Genomic DNA, 20,849 nt, shown 5'->3' on the forward strand with positions numbered 1-20,849 from the left:
TACCAAGCGCACAGGGCGTGCATCTGTGAAAGTGTTATGGCAAGGATGGCTTAAGTTACAAGCCATCCTGGAAGGCTACGATTTAGCAAAATCTCTTGAGTCAGACTTGTGATCAAGAGACAGCTCGAAAGTGGCTTAAATTTAGAATTTTTAAAGCTTAGTTTTATTCTGGTACAAAGCTTAATGCTTTATCCATTACCGATAAATCAGCTTGCTTACCGTGACCACTTTCAGAAAGGTGGCGTCTAAAACCTCGCGCACCAGGCTGTCCCTGAAAAATACCGAGCATGTGACGTGCAATATGCCAAAAATTAGCACCCAAACGCATTTCTTCTTCAATGTAGTCATACATTGAACGCACTACGTCGTGGCGTGACTGCGTGTTTGCAGCATCACCATAAATTTTCTCATCAACGTCATTGAGCATAAATGGGTTGCTGTAAGCCTCACGCCCAATCATTACACCATCAATATGTTGCAAATGTTCTAGGCTCTGCTCAATTGTTTTAACACCGCCATTTAGGCTTAAGTCTAGCTGCGGATAATCTTTTTTAAGTTGATAAACACGTGGATAATCAAGCGGTGGAACTTCACGATTTTCTTTCGGGCTTAAACCATTAAGCCATGCTTTACGAGCATGAATAATAAAATCATCACACCCTACTTTATGAGACGCTTCAATAAGCGCACATAAAAACTCATACGAATCTTGCTCATCAATACCAATACGCGTTTTAACGGTAACAGGAATGCTTACTTCGTTTTTCATTGCTGCTACGCACTCAGCAACTAATTGAGGTTCAGCCATTAAACATGCGCCAAATCGGCCATTTTGAACTCTGTCTGACGGGCAACCTACATTTAAATTTATTTCGTCATAACCACGCTCACCTGCAAGTTTTGCACATTGCGCAAGCGCTTTAGGATCAGAGCCACCAAGTTGCAGCGCAACTGGGCCTTCGTGTTTATTAAAATGTAAGTAGTCGCCTCGACCAAATAAAATAGCCCCTGTGGTTATCATTTCAGTATAAAGCACAGTATGTTTAGTCATTTTGCGATGAAAAGTACGACAATGGCGATCAGTCCAATCAAGCATGGGGGCCACAGAAAAGCGTCTATCCAAAGTACATTTATTCAAAGCAAACCTCAGGGTATTAAAGTTATTAAGCACAGCTTAAAAGGCGCTGCATTTTACACAAAAGCCTAGCGAGCATCAATGTTAAGAGAAAACCTGCAAGCCAAAATAATGGGCTATGCCATTTAAAATATTGGTAACCGCAACCGAGCTTAAAATAAGCCCCATAATTCTACTTATTATACTTGCACCACTATCACCAATTAATTTATGTACATGTGTTGCAAGCAGTAACAAAACCAGTACAACCGCTAATACAGCAAGCATCATCGAAGACGTTAGTAACTGCTCAACCCAGGTATATTCTTCATTACGAGTCATTAATACGGCGCCTAACATAGCGCCAGGGCTCGCGATAGAGGGAATCGCAAGCGGAAAAATAGCGGTTTCAGTGCTGTCGCGTACACTTTTAATTTCGGCTTCTGGTTTACTTTCACCAAATATCATTGAGAGCGCAAAAATAAGTAATATGATACCGCCGGCTATTTGAAAAGCCGAAAGCGGAATTTCAATTGCGTTAAGTAATTGCTCACCTGCAAGTACAAAAAATAAGAGCACTAATGCAGATACGCCTACCGCTTTATATATAACTTTGCGTTTAAATTTCTCATCATCACCACGTGTGACTGCAATAAATACAGGTACAGTACCAATGGGGTCAATAACCGCAAAAAAGAAAATAAATATAGCTAATAGTTCGTGCATTACTGGGTTTCCTAGGTAAAAAGCGCTTAATAAAAACGCTGCAACTACAACACAGTATGTTAGTATATCACGGTAGCATAAGGATAAGAGTAATGATGAATATAGAATCACTCGTAAGTAAAGCAAAACAAGTTTGTGACAACCGTGGTGCGCGTTTTACGCCTATCCGCGAGAAAGTATTTCGCCTATTAGCCAGCGCACAAGGTGGTGTTGGTGCATACGATTTGCTTGAGCAATTAAAAATAACTGAAACGGGTGCTAAACCTGCAACTATTTATCGTGCATTAGACTTTTTAGCTGAGCTAGGTTTTATTCATAAAATTGAAAGCACAAATGCATTTATGCTGTGTCATCATTTTGATCATATACACCCAGTACAATTGTTAATTTGCGATACCTGTGGTTTTGTCAAAGAGTTACACTCGAGTGTAATTTCGCATGAGCTAAATAATTTAGCTGCCGAAGGTGGGTTTGTTGTATCAGGGCAGACAATAGAAGCACATGGTAAATGTGAATCTTGCAGAGCATCATAATCCTTCAAAGTTATCCTTAGTGACTATACTCAAACTATATAGTCATTTCACAGAACAAATTTAAGAGTAGCCACTATGAATGTAGAATTCATCAATCCTTTTTTATCTTCTTTAATTAATGTTTTGAGCACTATGGCTCAAACTCAATTGAAGCCAGGTAAACCTCGCATTAAAACTGATGAGATAGCCTGTGGTGATGTATCAGGTTTGATTGGCATGGTTGGCCCGCAAACGCGAGGATCATTTTCAATTACATTTGATGAAGGATTAGCATTGACCATCATGGAGCGTATGCTTGGCGAACGCCCTGATACCATAGATGAAGAAGTTACTGATATGGTTGGCGAAATAACCAACATGGTAACAGGTGGTGCTAAAAATTTACTTGGCGAGAAAGGCTTCGACTTTGATATGGCAACGCCTATTGTGGTATCGGGTAAGGGTCATACAATTACTCACAAAAGCCAAGGTAAAAAAATCATCATGCCATTTAGCTGTGATGCTGGTAATGCAAACATTGAAGTTAGTTTCGATAAATTATGAGTTGGCAGCAAAAGCAAATTACATTAAAGCCTCGCCCGCGAGGTTTTTATATAATCGATGACGAAATATTGTCTCAGCTTCCTGAACTGGCAAATTATAAAGTTGGTTTGTTGCATTTATTTATTCAGCATACCTCAGCGAGCCTTACAATAAACGAAAATGCAGACCCCACTGTTCGTATGGACATGGAGAGCCATTTCAATAAATTCGTTCCTGAGCGTCAACCTTATTATCGCCACGATTATGAAGGTGACGACGACATGCCTGCACACATAAAAACCAGTACGTTAGGCTGCGAGTTAAGTATTCCTATTTCAAATGGCTATTTAGCGTTAGGTACATGGCAAGGTATTTATTTAGGTGAACATCGCGATTCTGGTGGCTCTAGAGGAGTTATAGCAACTATTCAGGGTGAGCTTTTTTAACTCAAGCTTCTCGGTTTAAAATGTTAACCTCTGTTTTTCTTCAGCCATACCCTCATAGATTCAAAATACGCCACTCTATAGACGTAAATCTTAGGCGCGCGAAGTAATAATTTCTAACAACCAAAACTTTAATGCTGAATATTGCACAAAGAATAAAGTAGATAAGAGAGATTTTAAATTATAATTTTATTTATGATTTTTAATACAAAGGATTTTGAAAGGATATAAAAAGATTGGAGCGGTACACGAGGCTCGAACTCGTGACCTCGACCTTGGCAAGGTCGCGCTCTACCAACTGAGCTAGTACCGCATAACTAAATTTACTATCACTACAATTTCTTTTGGTTAGAAATTGGAGCGGTACACGAGGCTCGAACTCGTGACCTCGACCTTGGCAAGGTCGCGCTCTACCAACTGAGCTAGTACCGCATTATATTTTCATTCAACACTACAATTTCTTTTGGTTAGAAATTGGAGCGGTACACGAGGCTCGAACTCGTGACCTCGACCTTGGCAAGGTCGCGCTCTACCAACTGAGCTAGTACCGCATTTTTTATTTCTTCAGTTATTTTACGCTTAAGCGCGAAAGGTCGCGTTCAACATTCTAGCAACTGAGCTAGTACCGCATTTATTGATGGTAATTCAATCACTCAAACACACTAACCCCGCGTGGGTTATCGTCTTGAGCGGGGCAGGATTCTACAATAATCCGATGTGTTTGCAAGTGTTTTTTACAAATTAAAGAAATTTTCTCTATAGACTTTTAATTCCATAATCGAATCTTTAATGTCATCCAAAGCAAGGTGCGAGCCTTTTTTATTCACTTTTGCAAGCACTTCGGGTTTCCAGCGACGTGCTAATTCTTTAATAGTACTCACGTCAAGATTGCGGTAATGAAAAAAATCTTCAAGTTCACGCATGTATTTATTCATAAAGCGGCGGTCTTGCCCAATTGAATTACCACACATTGGTGATACACCTGCAGGCACCCACTGTTTTAAAAAATCTAACGTTTGTGCCACGGCATACTCTTCATCGAATGTACTTGCTTTACAGCGCGCTGTTAAACCCGACTTACCATGCTGCGTAGTACACCACTCGTCCATACCATTTAGTAATTCATCACTTTGATGAATAGCTATGGTTGGCCCTTCAGCTAATATATTCAGGTCTGCGTCAGTGACAACCGTCGCAATTTCGAGTATTTTATCGGTCTCTGGTTCGAGTCCTGTCATTTCAAGATCGAGCCAAATTAAATTTGATTTATTAATAGTCATAATTACCTAAGCGGTGCTTTCCTTTAGATCCAACGCATTTCGATATATCATATTAGCATCAACCGTCGAGCTAAAGCTTTTTTTAGGAAAAGCGACATTTAACTAAGGTTATAGGCCTCCAGTGGCAAAACAGAAAAAATTAAGTAAAGGCCAATCGCGTCAGATCAAGGCCAACCACCAAAAGCGCATTAATAGCGCAGACTCAAGACCAGCTAAAAAAGGCGCGCAAGAGTGGCAAACCGATAATTTAGGTCAGGTCGAGAGCGCAATTGTGATCAGTCGTTTTGGCCAACACGCCGATGTCGAAACTGAAAATGGCGATGTACTTCGTTGTAATATACGACGTACCGTGTCAAATTTAGTGTGTGGTGATGAGGTATTGTTTCGCCGTGCCAAAGTAAGTGAAGGTGATTTAGCCGGAGTAATTGAAGCCACGCAAGAGCGTCGCTCGCAACTTACCCGCCCTGACTTTTACGACGGCGTAAAAGTTATTGCGGCTAACATTGATCAAATACTCATGGTATCGGCGGTATTACCTGAGTTTACCCCAAGTATTATCGACCGCTATTTAATAGCCTGTGAAGATATGGGTATTGAGCCAATTTTAGTACTCAATAAAATAGATTTAATTGATGACGCAGGTCTTAGCGAAATACAAAAAGTTCTCGATATCTATCGTAAACTTGATTACCAAGTACTCCTTGTTAGTAATATATCGGGCAATGGTATTGATGAATTAAAAGAAGTACTTGTTGGTAAAAATAACATTTTTGTTGGCCAAAGTGGTGTGGGTAAATCCACCCTCGTTAATACTGTATTACCTAACGCTGAAATATTAACTAAAGAAGTATCTGAAAACAGCGGCCTAGGCCAGCACACAACAACTGTTTCACGCCTTCACCATTTACCAAGTGGCGGTAACCTAATCGACTCGCCAGGAATTCGCGAATTTGGTTTATGGCATTTAGATATTGAGCGTGTAACCTGGTGCTTTAAAGAGTTTAGAGAATTTATAGGCGGGTGCCGCTTTAGAGACTGTAAACATTTAAACGATCCGGGCTGTATAGTTAAAGAAGCTGTAGCAGATGGCAAAATTTCTCAATTGCGCTTTGACAGCTACCACCGAATTTTAGAAACAATGGCCGATGGCCGTGCAGGCGCCCGTGCGCCTCGCGTATAATTTAGGATAAATACTGTGAGTTTAGACAAATTTAAAATCGCAATGCAGTACGCAATGCCAAAACACTTTATTTCACGCGTAGTGGGTAAATTAGCCGCAGCTAAAGCAGGTGCTTTAACAACGACTTTAATTAAACTATTTATTAAGCAATATAAAGTAGATATGAGCGAAGCCCAATACCCAGATCCGGCTCATTATAAAAGCTTTAATGAATTTTTTACTCGCCCTTTAAAAGACGGCATGCGCCCAATGGTAGAAGATAGCAATATCATCATTCATCCAGTGGATGGCGCAATCAGCCAGCTAGGCGATATTGTTGACGGACAGCTAATACAAGCTAAAGGTCACGATTACAGCTTACAAGCGCTACTAGGCGGCTCACAAGATGATACAACACCATTTTTAGGCGGTAAGTTTGCAACGATTTATTTAGCACCTAAAGATTACCATCGTATTCATATGCCAATTGATGGCACACTAAGCAAAATGATTTACGTGCCAGGTGATTTATTTTCAGTAAACCCACTTACCGCGCAAAACGTGCCTAACTTGTTTGCGCGTAATGAACGAGTAGTAGCAATTTTTGAAACTGAGATTGGTCCGCTTGCTATGGTACTTGTTGGCGCAACAATTGTAGCCAGCATAGAAACTATTTGGGCAGGTACTGTCACGCCACCAGCAGGTAGCGATGTATTTAGTTGGAAATATCCAACCACTGGCGATAACGCTATCACGCTTAAAAAGGGTGAAGAGATGGGTCGCTTTAAATTAGGCTCTACTGTGGTACTAGCATGGGGTGCTGATAAAGCTGAAATACTGGATGACCAACTACCAGAAGTGGTTACTCGCTTAGGTACTGCGTTTGCAAAAATTAACGACTAAATAAATCGTTAATTCGAAATTAAAAAAACCGCGTTTAATTAACGCGGTTTTTTATTTTTGTAGGCGCAAAGCCTGTTTACGCGAAAAGCGCAGCGCCCTCTTAACCTCTTTGTGAATAAATCACTTAAAATCTTATTGCACAAAGAGAAGCAAAAGAGGAGTAAATGAGAAGACATAAAACAATAGTAATTATGTATTTTTACTTCTCTAAAGCGCAGCGCCCTCTTAGCCTCTTTGTGAATAAATTACTTAAAATCTTATTGCACAAAGAGAAGCAAAAGAGGAGTAAATGAGAAGACATAAAACATAGTAATTATTTATTTTTACTTCTCTAAAGCGAAGCGCCCTCTTAACCTCTTTGTGAAATAAATCACTTAAAACCTTATTGCACAAAGAGAAGCAAAAGAGGAGTAAATGAGAAGACATAAAACATAGTAATTATTTATTTTTACTTCTCTAAAGCGCAGCGCCCTCTTAACCTCTTTGTGAATAAATCACTTAAGATCTTATTGCACAAATAGGAGTAAATGAGAAGACACCAAAGCATAGAAATTACGAGCTTTGCTCGTCACGCCAGCAAGCTGTGCGTCAACAAGCTTGGTGCAAAAGTTTGATATGTTGTAGGCGTGAAGCTTGCTCACGCGAAAAGCGCAGCTTTTAATTCTTTAACGCTACATTTAATAAAAGGCACAAGCCCCTCAAAAACTTATTTACCACACTCTTTACACTCTGAATCTTTAATCACTTTAAAGTGCTGTTGTTTTAAAGTGAGCGCATCAAAGGTTATAAACACACCTCCCTCTGCATGCCCCAGCAATAAGTTGAGCGTAAGTTGCGCCTGCATAGAGCCTATTACACCAAGTAACGGGCTAATAACCCCAGCGTTACTGCAATTGATAACTGGTGTAGCTTCGCCCTGTGGAAAAACACAGCCATAACATGGGCTATCACTTTGTCTAAAATCAAAGCCCATTAATTGCCCTTTGGTTGCGAGTGCAGCACCCGAAATTAACGGTAATTTATTACTAATACAATAACGATTAACACTATAGCGAGTACTAAAGTTATCAGAGCAATCAAGTACGATGTCAGCATCTTTTAGAATATTAGCTGCGTTACTCTCATCTAATTTTTGGCAATGCGTTACTATGTCTATTTGATTATTAAGACTCGCTAATACTTTACCCGCTGCAGCGACCTTGCTTTGTCCTAAGTGATTTATTTTATAAAGCACTTGGCGCTGTAAGTTTGAAAGCTCAACCTCGTCATCGTCAATTAAAATAAGCGTTCCAACACCCGCAGCGGCTAAATATAAAAGCGCGGGGCTACCTAGACCACCAGCCCCCACTACTGCAACCGTTGAGGATTTAAGTACTAATTGCCCTTCAAGCCCAACTTCTTCAAGCAATAAATGGCGGCTGTAACGCAGGGTTTCTTTATCGCTTAGCTCACTCACGTTTATCAACCTTGTTAGTTTTACCCTTGATAGTATTACCCTTGTTAGTTTTAATTGGCACTGCTTATGGCCACTTGCAGAGCCCTTATAGCCTCTACGTAATTATCAGCTTCGGTAATCGCACGCACTACGGCAACACTGCCTACGCCTGTTTTAGCTACCAGTTCAGCACGGCTTAAATCAATACCGCCTATTGCTACTGTTGGGTAGCTTTGCATAAGAGGTACAAATTTAATGAGCTTTTCAAGGCCTTGTATTTGGCCTGTCATATCTTTTGTTGTGGTTGGGTAAATAGCACCAAATGCCATATAACTAGGGCGATAATTATGCGCACGCAGCATTTCATAAAAACCATGAGTAGAAAGCCCAAGCCTTAACCCAGCATCTTTAATTGCCGCTAAATTGGCAATCTCTAAATCCTCTTGCCCTAAATGCACGCCATATGCACCGTGCTTAATAGCTAACTGCCAGTAGTCGTTTATAAATACCTGTGCGTTGTATTTCTTGCTCAGCTCAACAGCATGCTTAATGAGCCCATCAAGCTCATCTTGCGTTTTATTTTTAACGCGTAACTGCGCTGTTTTAATGCCTTGTTGTAAGCATTTTTCTAACCAATCTGTGCTATCTACAACCGCATATAAGCCAAGCGATTTACTTTCACATGGAGCAAAATCAGCAGCCATATTAAAATCAAGCGGCACATCAAAATCTAATTCATCACCCAGCCAGCTCCCTGGCTCAATTACTTGTGGGTAGTCAGCTAAATTAGTGGGGAACGATGTATGAGCAACCGGTCCAATCCCTTCGCCATAGCGTACCGACTGTTTTAGCCCTTGGTTTATATATGCTTTAGCTAAAATAAAGGCATCTTTTAATGGGTAGTCTTTAGCTAAACACGCAGCAATGACCGAAGCCATGCTACATCCGGTGCCGTGGTTATGCGGTGTTTGTATTTTTTGATTGCCTAACCAATATTCTTCGCCATTTTGTGTATTACTATCAATACAATAATCAATGCAGTAGCCACTTGGGTAATCCCAATGTCCGCCTTTAATAACAACAGCTTTTGCCCCCCAGCTTAATAGCTTATTAGCCGCTTCTTTTATTGCAGCTGGGCCAATTAAATACACACCAGTTAATAACTGTGTTTCGTGGGTGTTTGGAGTTATTACATCCACTAGCGGCAGTAAACATTCTTTTATTGCACTTACCGTGTCCTCTTCTGTTAGTAAGTCACCGCTTGAGGCAATAGCAACAGGGTCATATACAATAACGGGAGGCACAGACCACTTAGCTTTATAGTGGCTTATATGCTCGCTGAGCAACTGAATTTGCTGCACATTGGCTAACATGCCAATTTTTATTACTTTGGCTTTCATGTCTTTTTCAAGCGCAAGTAACTGCGATTCAATAATATCGGTAGACACTGCATTAATAGCTTCTACGCCTAAACTATTTTGTGCAGTAAGCGCCGTAATTGCCGTGCAGCCATGTACACCAAAACTTTGCATTGCTTTTATATCTGCTTGAATACCTGCACCGCCGCCCGAATCAGATCCGGCAATTGTCCACACTACGTTATTCATATTCTTTCCTTCACTGCTGATGCCAAAATGGCATACCCATTGTTGGGGTTGATGGGGCTGCAACGTCTTTTTCAGGCATTGCTTTTGCTTGATATGCAAAGCGCCCTGCTTCAACTGCGGCTTTAAATGCGCGGCTCATAGTAATTGGGCAGCCCGCCCCTGCAATGGCTGAATTTAATAATACCGCATCATACCCCATTTCGAGTGCTTGGCAGGCATGCGATGGCAAACCTAAACCAGCATCTACTATTAATGTGGTATTGGGTAAACGCTCTCGAATAGTTTTTAAATTATAACTATTTAACAAGCCTTTACCGGTGCCGATTGGCGCCCCCCACGGCATAAGCACCTCACACCCTAGCTCATTTAAGCGCTGGCAAAGTACTAAGTCATCGGTACAATAAGGCAATACTTTAAAGCCATCATCAATCAATATTTTTGTCGCTTCAAGTAACGCAAAAGGGTCAGGCTGTAAATTGTAATCATCGCCAATCAGCTCTAGCTTAATCCAGTCGGTGGCAAATACCTCTCGGCACATTTTTGCAAGCGTTATGGCCTCTTTAACACTGTGGCACCCTGCGGTATTAGGCAGTATTTTTAAGCCTGTATTTTTTATTAGCTGCCAAAAGTCATCACCTGCTGCTGCACTTTGCTGACGCCTAAGCGACACGGTAACAATTTCAGCCCCTGAGGCGACTATCGATTGGGTCATAATATCGGGCGACGGATAAAGCGCAGAGCCGATTAATAAACGACTCTTTATTTGCTCACCATAAATAGTTAAACAGTCTTTAGCTTGCATGAGCTTTATCCGCCTTGAATGGGTGACAGCAACTCAACACTGTCGCCCTCATTAAGTACATAGTTACTGTGCCAACTTTGTGGAATAAATTCGCCATTAACAGCCACAGCAAAAGGCGCAACTGCACCAAAACTTTGAAGTACCTCGACGAGTGCTTTGCTATTAACATTAAGTAGCTCGCCATTAATTGTAATGTTCATTTTATTCTCACTCTATTCGTGAAACTACTTGCGCCACTAATGCCGGTGCCAGCATATAACCATGACGATATAAGCCGTTAATGCTAATTACATTACCAACTTGTGATACTTCTGGGCGGTTATCGCTAAATGCAGGGCGTAATCCGGTTTGAATATTAAGTAGCCGTGCTTCGGCAAATCCGCTGTGTACGGTATAAGCCGCTGAAAGTAACTCAAGAGTTGATCGCACTGTTGCGGCGCCGCTATCTTGCGATTCGATTTCGGTCGCACCAATTACATATTCATGATTCGGTTTAGGCGCTATATAAATTGGGTAACGCGGATGCATTAAACGCACAGGTCGCGTTAAATTTACTTCAGGTGCATATAGCCTTGCGACTTCACCGCGCACACCTCTAAGCGGTTTATCACTTTTAGCACCAAGCCCACGACAATCTATAATGTAGTCAAATGGTCGATTATTTATTTCGCCGTTTTTAATGGTTACGCGCTGGTTAAACACACACTTAACTTTGCGCTTGTTGAGCATGGTAAAACTTGCTTTATAAAAGGCTTGGTTATCTATTTGCCCCTCGCAGGGTAAAAATAGACCTTGGTTAAACCGATTAGCAAGCTCTGGCTCTAACTGCGCTATTTGCTGAGCATTTAATGCCTGAGCGCTGTGCCCTGCTATGGGCTTTATTCTCTGAGTAAAGCTTTGTAGGTCGCCCTTATCTTGCTGATGCGCAACGACCAATGTGCCTTGCTGCTGAAAAAACACATCCCCCTCAAGTTCACTCACTATTTCTGGCCAGCGCTTCATTGAATCAAGACCCATTAAAGCTAAATCAGCCTCACACAATACCGACTCAGCCAGCGGGGCAAGCATTGCTGCAGCCACTTTACCGGCGCTATTTGGGGTTTGCTCATCGTCAGCTTCAAACACCGTTACATGATGCAACTTACTTAGCTCAAGGGCAGCTAAGCGCCCTGCTAAACCAAAACCCACCACAGCAATGTTATAAAACATAAAACCTCCAAAAGCAGTTATTAGTAGGTGCGAACTCACTCGCACTTCTTCAATGTTTAAAGAAGCGAGGTATAAAACCTCACCTACATCTGCATCTAACTTATTGCTATACCGCTTTGTGGTAAATTTCTGAGCCTGTTTGCTTAAACTGGGCAGATTTAGCTTTCATCTCGGCTTCTACATCAATCATTTTGATCTCAATAGCCTCGCCAGCGTCATTTGGATCAATACCGCGTGTTTCTAAATCTTTAGCGTAATCGCGTACTTCTTGGCTAATTTTCATAGAGCAAAATTTAGGGCCACACATAGAGCAAAAGTGAGCCACTTTGCCTGATTCTTGCGGAAGGGTTTCGTCGTGATACTCACGAGCACGCTCTGGATCTAAACCAATATTAAATTGATCATGCCATCTAAACTCAAAACGTGCTTTTGATAGCGCATTATCGCGCTCTTGCGCGCCTGGGTGCCCCTTTGCTAAATCGGCGGCATGTGCAGCTATTTTGTAGGTAATTAAGCCTTCTTTAACATCTTCTTTATTTGGCAGACCTAAATGCTCTTTAGGTGTTACATAACAAAGCATTGCACAGCCGTACCATGCTATTTGGGCCGCCCCAATACCAGAGGTGATATGATCGTACCCTGGTGCAATATCGGTCGTTAACGGGCCTAAAGTGTAAAATGGCGCTTCGTCGCAATGCTTTAATTGCTCATCCATATTGGCTTTAATCATGTGCATTGGCACATGCCCTGGGCCTTCAATAAATACTTGTACGTCGTGCTTCCACGCAATTTTAGTCAGTTCACCTAATGTGCGCAGCTCACTAAACTGCGCTTCATCGTTGGCATCAGCAATCGAGCCTGGGCGAAGGCCATCACCTAATGAAAAACACACATCGTATTGTTTTAAAATTTCGCAAATGTCTTCAAAGTGCGTGTATAAAAAGTTTTCTTTGTGATGCGCTAAACACCACTTAGCCATAATTGAGCCACCGCGCGACACAATACCGGTTACACGTTTAGCCGTCATTGGTACGTAGCGAAGCAGTACACCGGCATGAATAGTAAAGTAATCAACACCCTGCTCGGCTTGTTCAATAAGCGTATCGCGGAAAATCTCCCACGTTAAATCCTCAGCCACACCGTTTACTTTTTCAAGCGCTTGATAAATCGGTACTGTGCCAATAGGTACAGGCGAGTTACGTACAACCCATTCGCGCGTTTCGTGAATGTAACGCCCCGTTGATAAGTCCATCACGGTGTCTGCGCCCCAGCGGGTAGACCACACCATTTTTTCTACTTCTTCTTCAATAGATGAGCTAACCGATGAATTACCAATATTGGCATTAACTTTTACTAAAAAGTTACGACCTACAATCATAGGCTCTGTTTCTGGATGGTTTATATTATTTGGTAAAATAGCGCGACCACGGGCTATTTCGTCGCGTACAAACTCTGGGGTAATAAATTCAGGAATACTCGCACCAAACGACTCGCCTTTATGCTGCGCGGCAAGTAATTCTTTACGAATTTCTGCACGCCCCATATTTTCACGAACAGCTACGTATTCCATTTCAGGGGTAATAATCCCTTGGCGTGCGTAGTGCATTTGCGTTACGTTTTTACCAGCGACACCACGGCGAATTTTTGGAAGGTGATCAAAGCGAATATGATCCAACCCTTCATCTGCCATGCGCTGCTGCGAAAACTGCGACGTCACTGATTCTAAAATTTCGGTGTCACCACGGTTTTCAATCCATTGTTCACGAAATTTTGGTAAGCCTTTGCGCACGTCTAGTTTAAAATTAGGATCGGTATACGGGCCCGACGTATCGTAAACACGTAGCGGATCGTTTGACTCATAAACAGGGTTTTCATCTGTGCCGCCAATAAACGTGTCACTTAACGTGATTTCACGCATACCAACACGCACACCTGGTTGAGTACCTTCAACGTATACTTTATGAGAATTTGGGAACGGTTGACCCGTTAAGTTATAAATATATTCAGACGCGGCAGCACGAGTTTCTCGGCGTGACGCTTTATTTGTAGTATTTGACATGACTTGCCTCATTGCTTAAGGGTTGTCTTGTCAGATATTCCGAGGAATAGAGAAAGATCGTAAAGTAGCGTACATGCTACTTTGCAGCCTAAAATAAACAAAATCACTTTATTGTGCGCATAAAAAAAGACGCACAAGCGTCCCATTTTAGGCAGCTTGTTCCCTACGCAGGTATTAATCTGATCAGGTTCACGGATCCCGCTTTCGCGATCTCAGCCAAAAACTAATTACTTAGCTTTGGCACTCCGACAAGTATTGATATATAAATTTTGTTCATCGATTCGAAGATATTATTCAACAAATCTGCGCTGAGTGTACGTCAGTTAAAAACTGCCCGCAAGGGGCTGTTTTTCAAAAACTTAAAATTATTTAGGGATAAACACAAATGTTTGCTCACCTTGCATGACTAATTGCTGGTCTTGCATTTTAAGTTCTGCACCTTGCTTTAAGGCTTGTAATAACTGCTGCTCAAACTCATCAAGCTCTTCGCCACACGACTTGCGCGTCATTCCTAATTTACTTACGGTAAGGTTACTTTCTTCAAGCGAGCCTTCACCAAAAAATTTGTTACAGCCAGCAAAACCGTTTACTTGCAGCGCTTCAATAAAGCTCATTGATGCATTAAACGAAGGTGGAATTGCTAAACCATTAACACGTGATAATTGCCATTGGGTGTATTTAAGCTGCTCACTGGTAACCGTCCCTGTTGATGCGCAACCAACACATAAACCGACTATAAGCATCGGTATTGCTGCTAATTTCATGCTACTACTAACTAATTGTCTAATTAATGTAATAGTAACAATATTTATGCCCTTTATCCGTTAAAAATGCATGTTTTAAATGTAAATTTTTGTTCTATGATAGTTTAAAAGTTGTCCGATTAAGTACTAAGTTGTAGTTTTGAATACGTTATCTATTTGCTCTGGTAAAAATGGCCTACCTTTTTCATTAACAGACGTTCCTATAACCAGTGCATTGAGCATTACTTTTTCATCGCTTTTACGTATAACCGTTTGCTTAAAGGCAAATTTTAAACGACTAATACGCTGCGGCTCTACAGCCACATAAAATTCATCACCTGGTAATAGAGAATGCTTATAATCCATTTCGCTGCGCATCACGACTAGGTTAATTTTATCTTTTGCTAACTGAGCAAAATCAATACCGTGTGCGTACAAGAACTCATGTCGAGCATGCTCTAAATAATTAAAATAGACGCTGTTGTTTACAATACCTTGTAAGTCACATTCGTAATCACGTACCTTGAAGTCAACTTTAAAGGTCATATTAGTAATCCTGATTATTTAACGTATAATTGCCGCGTTTATAGCACATGTGTTTAAATAATTGCTACCATACGAGTCCCTAAAATGGAGTTAAGTAACCCAATGAACTTACGTTTGTCTTTAATTACTGCCGCACTTTTACCGCTGCTTGGTGCACCAATTGCAGCTAACGCTGATGATAGCGACCTAGAAAGAATTGTTGTAACTGGCGATTTTCAGCGCGAAAGCATTCAAACTTTAAGCGCAAGTGCGAGCTTATTCAGCGAAGATGAAATTAATCAACGTGGTGCAAGTTACTTAGACGAAATGTTAGGCAGTACCGCCAATGTAAATTTTGCATCTGGTGCGTCGCGCGGTCGTTATATTCAAATTCGTGGCGTGGGACTTCGTTCACAATTTGTAGACCCTATTAATCCATCTGTAGGCTTAGTTATTGATGGTATTAACTATTCTGGCCTTGGTGGCAGTTCATTATTATTTGATATAGACCAAGTAGAAATTTATCGTGGCCCACAAGGTACACGCTTTGGCGCAGACGGTATGGCCGGTATGATCCAAATGGGTTCAGCTAAAGCCACAAGCGATCCAAGCTTAAAATTACAAGTAGGTGCTGGCACATACAACACCCGCGAAGCAGGTATTGCAGCAAGCACAGGCTTAACTGATGACACTAGCGCACGCGTTAGCTACTTTCGCAGAAAGTCAGACGGTTACGTAGATAACTTGTACTTAAATGACGAAACACAAAATCAAGACGAACAAGTAGCCCGCTTTAAATTAAACAGCCAGCTTACAAAGCATTTAAATACTGAGTTAAACCTTCACTATATTGACATAAACAATGGTTACGATGCGTTTACGCTTGATAACAGCCGCAATAGTGTTGCCGATGAACCAGGGCAAGATAATCAACAAAGCTACGCAATAGGTGTTAATAATACTTACACGGGTTTTGACGCTTTTGATGTAAACCTAAACCTGTCGGCTATTGATACCGAATTACTTTACAGCTTTGACGAAGATTGGGTATGTAACGATACAAGTGAACCACAGTTATGTGCTGCTGGCTTACATCCAGATGGATACAGCTCAACTGATTTATACAGCCGCGATCGCGACGATCAGTCTGTAGATTTACAATTTAATTCTAAAACAGGTAACTGGGTTGCGGGTATTTATTACCAAAACCGTGATGTTGATTTAGAGCGCCAGTACACATGGTTAGCAAGCCCGTTCTCTTCAACTTACGAAACGAGTAACGTTGCAGTATATGGTCAAGTAGCGACTCCAATTGGCCCTAAAACAACATTAATTACAGGTTTACGTGTAGAGCAATACCAAGGCGACTACACCGATAGCAATGGCTTTATACAAGATACTGACGATGTAATGGTTGGCGGTAAAATAGCACTTGAATATCAAGTAATTGATCGCACTATGATCTACACCAGCATTACCCGTGGTTACAAAGCCGGTGGTATTAACTCAGAAGCACTGGCTAAAGCAAAAGATGAAGGCTTAAACCTAAGCGCTGATTTTTTCCAACAGCACACCAGTTTTGACCCTGAATATTTATGGAGCGGCGAATTTGGTGTTAAAGGTTCATCACTTGATGACAAATTTACACTTCGCTTAGCTGCATTTTACATGCACCGCGACGATATTCAGTTAAAAGCATGGCAAGTAGAAGGTCAGCAATTTACCGGTTATGTTGATAACGCAAGTTCTGGTAGCAACTACGGACTTGAAGTTGAAGGTAGTTACCAACTAACTGATAATCTATTTTTAACAGGTAGTGCTGGTTACTTAAACACTGAAATTGACGACTTTGTAACACAATCAGGCTTAAATCAAGACGGTCGCGAACAAGCACAGTCACCTAAATACCAGTATGCGTTTACTGCACGTTACAACTTTACTAACGCATTTTACGGCATGGTTGGTATTGAAGGTAAGGACGATTACTACTTCTCAGATAGTCACAATTCACAAGCACCAAGCAGCAACTTAGTTAACTTAAGCTTTGGCTACGAAGCAGACATGTGGGCAGTTCGCGCATGGGCTCGTAATGTGTTTGACGAAACAGTCCCTACACGTGGTTTTGAATTTGGTAACGATCCACAAGATGGTTACGCAACGCATACCTATACACAATTAGGTGAGCCTCGCGTAGCAGGTGTTACGTTTACACTTAATCTGTAAAGCATAGCCGTTGGCTTTCAAATGAAAGCTACAGCAAGCAATAAAAAACACCGCGTTTAAATTAAACGCGGTGTTTTTATTTGTAGGTGAGGTTTTATACCTCGCTTTTTATAAAGTTAATTTACATGAGCGCGAAATAAATTCGCACCTACAGGTTTTCCACCTACGCCTACAAGCCAAGCATCACGCTCTTTGCACATCAAACGCGATTACGTCTTTAATTTTTTCTTTATTTGTTGCGAGCATTACAAGCCTATCTATACCCAAAGCCACCCCTGCGCACTGAGGTAATCCATGCTCCAGCGCTTTAATTAAACGCGTATCCATTGGGACTTGCTTTAAACCGTTTTCAGCGCGGTATGCGTTATCTTCATTAAAACGTTTAGCTTGCTCGCTGGCATTTGTGAGTTCGTTAAAGCCATTCGCCAATTCCATATTTTTATAATAAAGCTCAAAGCGCCCTGCTACACGTGTATCGTGTTCACAAATTTGTGCAAGTGCCGCTTGAGAAGCTGGAAAGTGATACACAAAACATGGCTTATCTTGTCCTATTGTGGGCTCCACTTTCATACAAAATAATAATTGCAGTAAGGTATCTTTATGCGTTTCATTTTGGGCTATATCAGCAAATCCATGCTCACACGCTAGTTGCTTTAATTGCTCTATGTTCGCTGTTAGCGGATCGAGCCCAAGTGCTTGTTCAAACGCTTGCTGATAAGTAAGCCTTGTTGCCGGCTCAACATCTAAAACAAGCCGCATTAGTTCATCCATTTCATCCATAAGTGCAAATTCATCAAAGCCTGGGCGATACCATTCAAGCATTGTAAATTCGGGATTGTGATGGCTACCCGCTTCTTCATTTCTAAATGCTTTACAAAGCTGAAAAATAGCGCCTGAGCCTGCTGCTAACAAGCGTTTCATAGCAAACTCTGGAGATGTTTGTAAAAAAAGAGGAAGCCCACCTGCGTGCCCTGGACCTACAAATGTGGTGTTAAAACTGGCTAAGTGCACATCGGTTACACTGGCAGCACTTAAGCTAGGAGTTTCTACTTCCATTACATTACGCGTATAAAAAAACTCACGAATGCTACGTAATATCGCTGCACGTTGTTTTAGTGTTTCAATGCTTGCGCTTGGGGCCCAAAGATCTGCTGACATATTTTCTCCAAAAAAAATCCCAGCTTAAGCTGGGATTTTATAAACAATGTTAAAGCTTACTTAACACGGCTTACGTATTCACCGTTACGAGTGTCTACTTTAATTACTTCGCCAATTTGTACAAATAATGGAACTCGTACCACAGCGCCTGTGCTAAGCGTTGCTGGTTTACCACCAGTACCCGCTGTATCACCCTTAAGGCCAGGATCTGTTTCAGTGATCTCAAGCTCAACAAAGTTAGGTGGTGTAACAGCAATAGGGCTACCGTTCCATAATGTAATTGTACATAAATCATTTTCAACTAACCATTTAACAGCATCGCCTAGTGCTTTTTCGTCAGCAGCAATTTGCTCAAATGTTTCGTTGTTCATGAAATGCCAAAATTCGCCGTCTGTGTATAGATACGCTAAATCTGTATCCATTACGTCAGCACCTTCAACTGATTCACCCGATTTAAAGGTTTTTTCAAGCACCTTACCAGAGATAAGTTTACGGATACGAACACGGTTGAACGCCTGGCCTTTACCAGGTTTTACCATTTCATTTTCTAAGATACTGCAAGGCTCGCCGTCCATCATAATTTTTAGGCCGCCCTTGAACTCGTTGGTGCTATAATTCGCCATCGTTTCCTCTATTTATATTTTTTCGAGTAATCTACATGCCAATGATACAAAGAAATGAAGCAAATTTGCATAAAAACTGGCAAAAAGAATTAGCAAATGTAGTTACCTGCCCAAAAACCTTGCTTGAAATGGTCGGTTTATCGAGCCAAGTCCATGAAAACGACCTAAAAGCCCGCAGTTTATTTCCGGTACGCGTGCCTATCCCTTTTATAAAAAAAATACGCAAAGGCGATCCAAACGATCCTCTTTTATTGCAAGTCATGCCACGCCATCAAGAATTTTTAAGTAAGTCGGGTTTTAATAAAGATCCCCTACTTGAGCAAGATAACGAACAACCCGGCCTTTTACATAAGTATAAATCGCGTGTTTTAGTAATGTTTAAAACCGGCTGTGCAGTCAATTGTCGTTACTGCTTTAGAAGGCATTTTCCGTATCAAGAAAACCAACTTAATAAAAAAAGCCTGCTTGAAACACTAAGCTACATAAAATCTGATGCCAATATAAACGAAGTGATTTTAAGTGGTGGCGATCCGCTGATGGCCAAAGACGATGCAATAAGTTGGTTTTTAGATGAGCTTGAGCAATTACCACAAATTAAACGAATGCGAATTCATAGCCGTTTACCAGTAGTTATACCGACGCGAGTTACCGATGAGTTATGTGAGCGATTAGCAAAATCGCCATTAAAAATTATTTTTATTAATCACATAAACCACGCCAATGAAATAGACGCTGATTTTAAAGCAGCTATGCAAAAGCTTAAACAAGCAAACGTAACGCTTTTAAACCAAGCTGTAATTTTAAAAGATGTGAACGATACGCTCGATGCGCAAATAAATTTAAGCGAAGCGTTATTTGACGCAGACGTATTACCGTATTATTTGTATTTGCTCGATAAAGTTGAAGGGGCCAGCCACTTTGATATTAACGAAGAAGACGCTATAAAAATAATGGCAGAGCTATTAAAAGCCCTGCCTGGATTTTTAGTGCCTAAATTAGTTAGAGAAATAGGTGGTCAAAAAAGTAAAACACCTATCGATCTTAAGCTAATTTAAAACAGCATTTAAACGTATATATTTACGTTGTTACCCAATGATGCTGTTACCGATTTAGCCGGTGTTTGCGCACTTGACGATTGTGCAGCACCTTCAATAAGTGCAAGTGCTGCTGCGCCATCTGCTAGTTGCTGCTTTTTAGATAAAGCAGCGCTATAAAGCTCACTGCCTTGGCCTGAGCCAGAAACAGCGGGTAAACTTGTGCCTGATATATTCATATAACAAACCTGACTTTTAAATGTAATCCAAGTATTATGTCGGCCATGCAGTACAAAGCTTTAGGAAAACCATGGATTCAATTATTGAACAACTCAATACTAATTTAAAAATTGTTTATCGTCAGGCGCTTGATGCCGACAAAAAACTCGATGAACTACAACAGCAAGGCCATGGCAAATTTAAAGCCTTATTTGCACAAGATGCTGGTTTTAGCTTTGAAGCTAAACGCTTTAAGCCGTATGTTCTTGACGTAGCCGCTGACGTTGAAAGCTTATCTAACGATGGTTTTGATGAAGAAAAACTTAAAACAACCGTTATTAAGTTACAACAAATACTCACGCTGTTAGCTACTTTTAAGTAAAGATTAAAAAGCAAAAATGCCGCTATTTAGCTGTCTCTTATACACAAATCCCTGCTAAGAAATTAGCGGGGATTTTTTTGAACTAAATCTCAATGTCATGATCAGATCTTCAAATCTTGTTTGAGGGCACATTATGATTAACGAACATAC

22 protein-coding genes, 3 tRNA genes and 1 riboswitch are annotated in these 20,849 nt (G+C 41.0%); of the genes, 8 read left to right on the forward strand and 17 right to left on the reverse strand.

What is annotated here, in order from left to right:
• Positions 1-163: 163 nt before the first annotated feature.
• Both dusA and H5161_RS19400 read right to left on the reverse strand, forming a co-directional pair.
• On the reverse strand, positions 164-1,096 hold the full coding sequence (gene dusA, locus H5161_RS19395; RefSeq protein WP_039485439.1) for a tRNA dihydrouridine(20/20a) synthase DusA: 933 nt from the start codon (positions 1,094-1,096) through the stop codon (positions 164-166).
• Between the two features lie 123 nt (positions 1,097-1,219).
• A complete protein-coding gene (locus tag H5161_RS19400; RefSeq protein WP_002957920.1) occupies positions 1,220-1,840 on the reverse strand; it encodes a MarC family protein in 621 nt (206 codons plus the stop codon).
• A gap of 95 nt (positions 1,841-1,935) precedes the next feature.
• On the opposite strand from H5161_RS19400, the gene H5161_RS19405 reads away from it, so the two are divergent.
• The 3 genes from H5161_RS19405 to H5161_RS19415 all read left to right on the forward strand — a co-directional run bounded on the left by H5161_RS19405 (position 1,936) and on the right by H5161_RS19415 (position 3,341).
• Positions 1,936-2,373 carry a transcriptional repressor gene (locus H5161_RS19405; RefSeq protein WP_002957918.1) on the forward strand — a complete coding sequence of 146 codons (438 nt, stop codon included), beginning with the start codon at positions 1,936-1,938 and terminating at the stop codon, positions 2,371-2,373.
• Between the two features lie 75 nt (positions 2,374-2,448).
• Positions 2,449-2,916: a chemotaxis protein CheX gene (locus H5161_RS19410; protein WP_007580265.1), complete on the forward strand. Its 468-nt coding sequence runs from the start codon at positions 2,449-2,451 to the stop codon at positions 2,914-2,916.
• Positions 2,913-3,341 carry a secondary thiamine-phosphate synthase enzyme YjbQ gene (locus H5161_RS19415; RefSeq protein ID WP_182769894.1) on the forward strand — a complete coding sequence of 143 codons (429 nt, stop codon included), beginning with the start codon at positions 2,913-2,915 and terminating at the stop codon, positions 3,339-3,341. The genes H5161_RS19410 and H5161_RS19415 overlap by 4 nt, the downstream gene beginning before the upstream one ends.
• Positions 3,342-3,575: 234 nt before the next feature.
• On the opposite strand, the gene H5161_RS19420 is transcribed toward H5161_RS19415, so the two are convergent.
• From H5161_RS19420 to orn, 4 genes are all read right to left on the reverse strand, one after another.
• Positions 3,576-3,651 (reverse strand) — tRNA-Gly (locus tag H5161_RS19420).
• Positions 3,652-3,694: 43 nt separating this feature from the next.
• Positions 3,695-3,770: transfer RNA gene (locus tag H5161_RS19425), tRNA-Gly, on the reverse strand.
• A 43-nt stretch (positions 3,771-3,813) separates the two neighbouring features.
• A tRNA-Gly gene (locus H5161_RS19430) sits at positions 3,814-3,889 on the reverse strand.
• 183 nt (positions 3,890-4,072) lie between these two features.
• On the reverse strand, positions 4,073-4,618 hold the full coding sequence (gene orn / locus H5161_RS19435) for an oligoribonuclease (protein WP_004336052.1): 546 nt from the start codon (positions 4,616-4,618) through the stop codon (positions 4,073-4,075).
• A gap of 121 nt (positions 4,619-4,739) precedes the next feature.
• On the opposite strand from orn, the gene rsgA reads away from it, so the two are divergent.
• Positions 4,740-5,798, forward strand: coding sequence for a small ribosomal subunit biogenesis GTPase RsgA (gene rsgA / locus H5161_RS19440; protein ID WP_182769895.1), 1,059 nt, complete (start codon positions 4,740-4,742; stop codon positions 5,796-5,798).
• Positions 5,799-5,813: 15 nt separating this feature from the next.
• On the forward strand, positions 5,814-6,680 hold the full coding sequence (asd, locus tag H5161_RS19445; RefSeq protein ID WP_004336058.1) for an archaetidylserine decarboxylase: 867 nt from the start codon (positions 5,814-5,816) through the stop codon (positions 6,678-6,680).
• Between the two features lie 706 nt (positions 6,681-7,386).
• Here the strand turns inward: asd and H5161_RS19450 are convergent.
• From H5161_RS19450 to H5161_RS19485, 8 genes are all read right to left on the reverse strand, one after another.
• Positions 7,387-8,136: a HesA/MoeB/ThiF family protein gene (locus tag H5161_RS19450; RefSeq protein ID WP_182769896.1), complete on the reverse strand. Its 750-nt coding sequence runs from the start codon at positions 8,134-8,136 to the stop codon at positions 7,387-7,389.
• 50 nt (positions 8,137-8,186) lie between these two features.
• Entirely contained in the window at positions 8,187-9,722 is a 1,536-nt protein-coding gene (gene thiE / locus H5161_RS19455; RefSeq protein ID WP_182769897.1) for a thiamine phosphate synthase, read from the reverse strand.
• A 10-nt stretch (positions 9,723-9,732) separates the two neighbouring features.
• Positions 9,733-10,524, reverse strand: a complete 792-nt coding sequence (locus tag H5161_RS19460) for a thiazole synthase (RefSeq protein WP_182752403.1) — start codon at positions 10,522-10,524, stop codon at positions 9,733-9,735.
• A gap of 5 nt (positions 10,525-10,529) precedes the next feature.
• Positions 10,530-10,724 carry a sulfur carrier protein ThiS gene (gene thiS / locus H5161_RS19465; RefSeq protein WP_154904268.1) on the reverse strand — a complete coding sequence of 65 codons (195 nt, stop codon included), beginning with the start codon at positions 10,722-10,724 and terminating at the stop codon, positions 10,530-10,532.
• Positions 10,725-10,731: 7 nt separating this feature from the next.
• Entirely contained in the window at positions 10,732-11,733 is a 1,002-nt protein-coding gene (locus H5161_RS19470; protein ID WP_149602118.1) for an FAD-dependent oxidoreductase, read from the reverse strand.
• Between the two features lie 106 nt (positions 11,734-11,839).
• Positions 11,840-13,792, reverse strand: coding sequence for a phosphomethylpyrimidine synthase ThiC (gene thiC, locus H5161_RS19475; protein WP_220491753.1), 1,953 nt, complete (start codon positions 13,790-13,792; stop codon positions 11,840-11,842).
• A gap of 143 nt (positions 13,793-13,935) precedes the next feature.
• Positions 13,936-14,050, reverse strand: a riboswitch (TPP riboswitch).
• A 107-nt stretch (positions 14,051-14,157) separates the two neighbouring features.
• Positions 14,158-14,556 (reverse strand): META domain-containing protein, encoded by a 399-nt coding sequence (locus tag H5161_RS19480; RefSeq protein ID WP_310737020.1) that lies wholly within the window; start codon positions 14,554-14,556, stop codon positions 14,158-14,160.
• A gap of 126 nt (positions 14,557-14,682) precedes the next feature.
• On the reverse strand, positions 14,683-15,081 hold the full coding sequence (locus H5161_RS19485) for a thioesterase family protein (protein WP_010555268.1): 399 nt from the start codon (positions 15,079-15,081) through the stop codon (positions 14,683-14,685).
• Positions 15,082-15,165: 84 nt separating this feature from the next.
• On the opposite strand from H5161_RS19485, the gene H5161_RS19490 reads away from it, so the two are divergent.
• Positions 15,166-17,283, forward strand: coding sequence for a TonB-dependent receptor (locus H5161_RS19490; RefSeq protein WP_182693954.1), 2,118 nt, complete (start codon positions 15,166-15,168; stop codon positions 17,281-17,283).
• 183 nt (positions 17,284-17,466) lie between these two features.
• Here the strand turns inward: H5161_RS19490 and epmA are convergent, their stop codons facing one another.
• Together epmA and efp are read right to left on the reverse strand one after the other, a co-directional pair.
• Entirely contained in the window at positions 17,467-18,441 is a 975-nt protein-coding gene (gene epmA, locus H5161_RS19495; RefSeq protein ID WP_182736726.1) for an elongation factor P--(R)-beta-lysine ligase, read from the reverse strand.
• A 56-nt stretch (positions 18,442-18,497) separates the two neighbouring features.
• Positions 18,498-19,064: an elongation factor P gene (gene efp, locus H5161_RS19500; RefSeq protein ID WP_024596699.1), complete on the reverse strand. Its 567-nt coding sequence runs from the start codon at positions 19,062-19,064 to the stop codon at positions 18,498-18,500.
• A 41-nt stretch (positions 19,065-19,105) separates the two neighbouring features.
• On the opposite strand from efp, the gene epmB reads away from it, so the two are divergent.
• Entirely contained in the window at positions 19,106-20,119 is a 1,014-nt protein-coding gene (gene epmB, locus H5161_RS19505; RefSeq protein WP_182694026.1) for an EF-P beta-lysylation protein EpmB, read from the forward strand.
• An 8-nt stretch (positions 20,120-20,127) separates the two neighbouring features.
• Here epmB and H5161_RS19510 read toward each other — a convergent pair whose 3' ends face one another.
• On the reverse strand, positions 20,128-20,337 hold the full coding sequence (locus H5161_RS19510) for a hypothetical protein (RefSeq protein WP_002960797.1): 210 nt from the start codon (positions 20,335-20,337) through the stop codon (positions 20,128-20,130).
• A 71-nt stretch (positions 20,338-20,408) separates the two neighbouring features.
• On the opposite strand from H5161_RS19510, the gene H5161_RS19515 reads away from it, so the two are divergent.
• Entirely contained in the window at positions 20,409-20,699 is a 291-nt protein-coding gene (locus tag H5161_RS19515) for a hypothetical protein (protein ID WP_002960798.1), read from the forward strand.
• Positions 20,700-20,849 lie beyond the last annotated feature (150 nt).

This window comes from Pseudoalteromonas sp. SG43-5 (assembly GCF_014164345.1).
GTDB lineage: Bacteria > Pseudomonadota > Gammaproteobacteria > Enterobacterales > Alteromonadaceae > Pseudoalteromonas > Pseudoalteromonas distincta.

Excerpts from the sequence above, each read along its gene's own strand:
- dusA (WP_039485439.1), bottom strand. The coding sequence starts at position 1,096 with ATGCTTGATTGGACTGATCGCCATTGTCGTACTTTTCATCGCAAAATG.
- H5161_RS19400 (WP_002957920.1), bottom strand. The coding sequence starts at position 1,840 with ATGCACGAACTATTAGCTATATTTATTTTCTTTTTTGCGGTTATTGAC.
- H5161_RS19405 (WP_002957918.1), top strand. The coding sequence starts at position 1,936 with ATGAATATAGAATCACTCGTAAGTAAAGCAAAACAAGTTTGTGACAAC.
- H5161_RS19410 (WP_007580265.1), top strand. The coding sequence starts at position 2,449 with ATGAATGTAGAATTCATCAATCCTTTTTTATCTTCTTTAATTAATGTT.
- H5161_RS19415 (WP_182769894.1), top strand. The coding sequence starts at position 2,913 with ATGAGTTGGCAGCAAAAGCAAATTACATTAAAGCCTCGCCCGCGAGGT.
- orn (WP_004336052.1), bottom strand. The coding sequence starts at position 4,618 with ATGACTATTAATAAATCAAATTTAATTTGGCTCGATCTTGAAATGACA.
- thiE (WP_182769897.1), bottom strand. The coding sequence starts at position 9,722 with ATGAATAACGTAGTGTGGACAATTGCCGGATCTGATTCGGGCGGCGGT.
- H5161_RS19460 (WP_182752403.1), bottom strand. The coding sequence starts at position 10,524 with ATGCAAGCTAAAGACTGTTTAACTATTTATGGTGAGCAAATAAAGAGT.
- thiS (WP_154904268.1), bottom strand. The coding sequence starts at position 10,724 with ATGAACATTACAATTAATGGCGAGCTACTTAATGTTAATAGCAAAGCA.
- H5161_RS19470 (WP_149602118.1), bottom strand. The coding sequence starts at position 11,733 with ATGTTTTATAACATTGCTGTGGTGGGTTTTGGTTTAGCAGGGCGCTTA.
- thiC (WP_220491753.1), bottom strand. The coding sequence starts at position 13,792 with ATGTCAAATACTACAAATAAAGCGTCACGCCGAGAAACTCGTGCTGCC.
- H5161_RS19480 (WP_310737020.1), bottom strand. The coding sequence starts at position 14,556 with ATGAAATTAGCAGCAATACCGATGCTTATAGTCGGTTTATGTGTTGGT.
- H5161_RS19485 (WP_010555268.1), bottom strand. The coding sequence starts at position 15,081 with ATGACCTTTAAAGTTGACTTCAAGGTACGTGATTACGAATGTGACTTA.
- H5161_RS19490 (WP_182693954.1), top strand. The coding sequence starts at position 15,166 with ATGGAGTTAAGTAACCCAATGAACTTACGTTTGTCTTTAATTACTGCC.
- epmA (WP_182736726.1), bottom strand. The coding sequence starts at position 18,441 with ATGTCAGCAGATCTTTGGGCCCCAAGCGCAAGCATTGAAACACTAAAA.
- efp (WP_024596699.1), bottom strand. The coding sequence starts at position 19,064 with ATGGCGAATTATAGCACCAACGAGTTCAAGGGCGGCCTAAAAATTATG.
- epmB (WP_182694026.1), top strand. The coding sequence starts at position 19,106 with ATGATACAAAGAAATGAAGCAAATTTGCATAAAAACTGGCAAAAAGAA.
- H5161_RS19510 (WP_002960797.1), bottom strand. The coding sequence starts at position 20,337 with ATGAATATATCAGGCACAAGTTTACCCGCTGTTTCTGGCTCAGGCCAA.
- H5161_RS19515 (WP_002960798.1), top strand. The coding sequence starts at position 20,409 with ATGGATTCAATTATTGAACAACTCAATACTAATTTAAAAATTGTTTAT.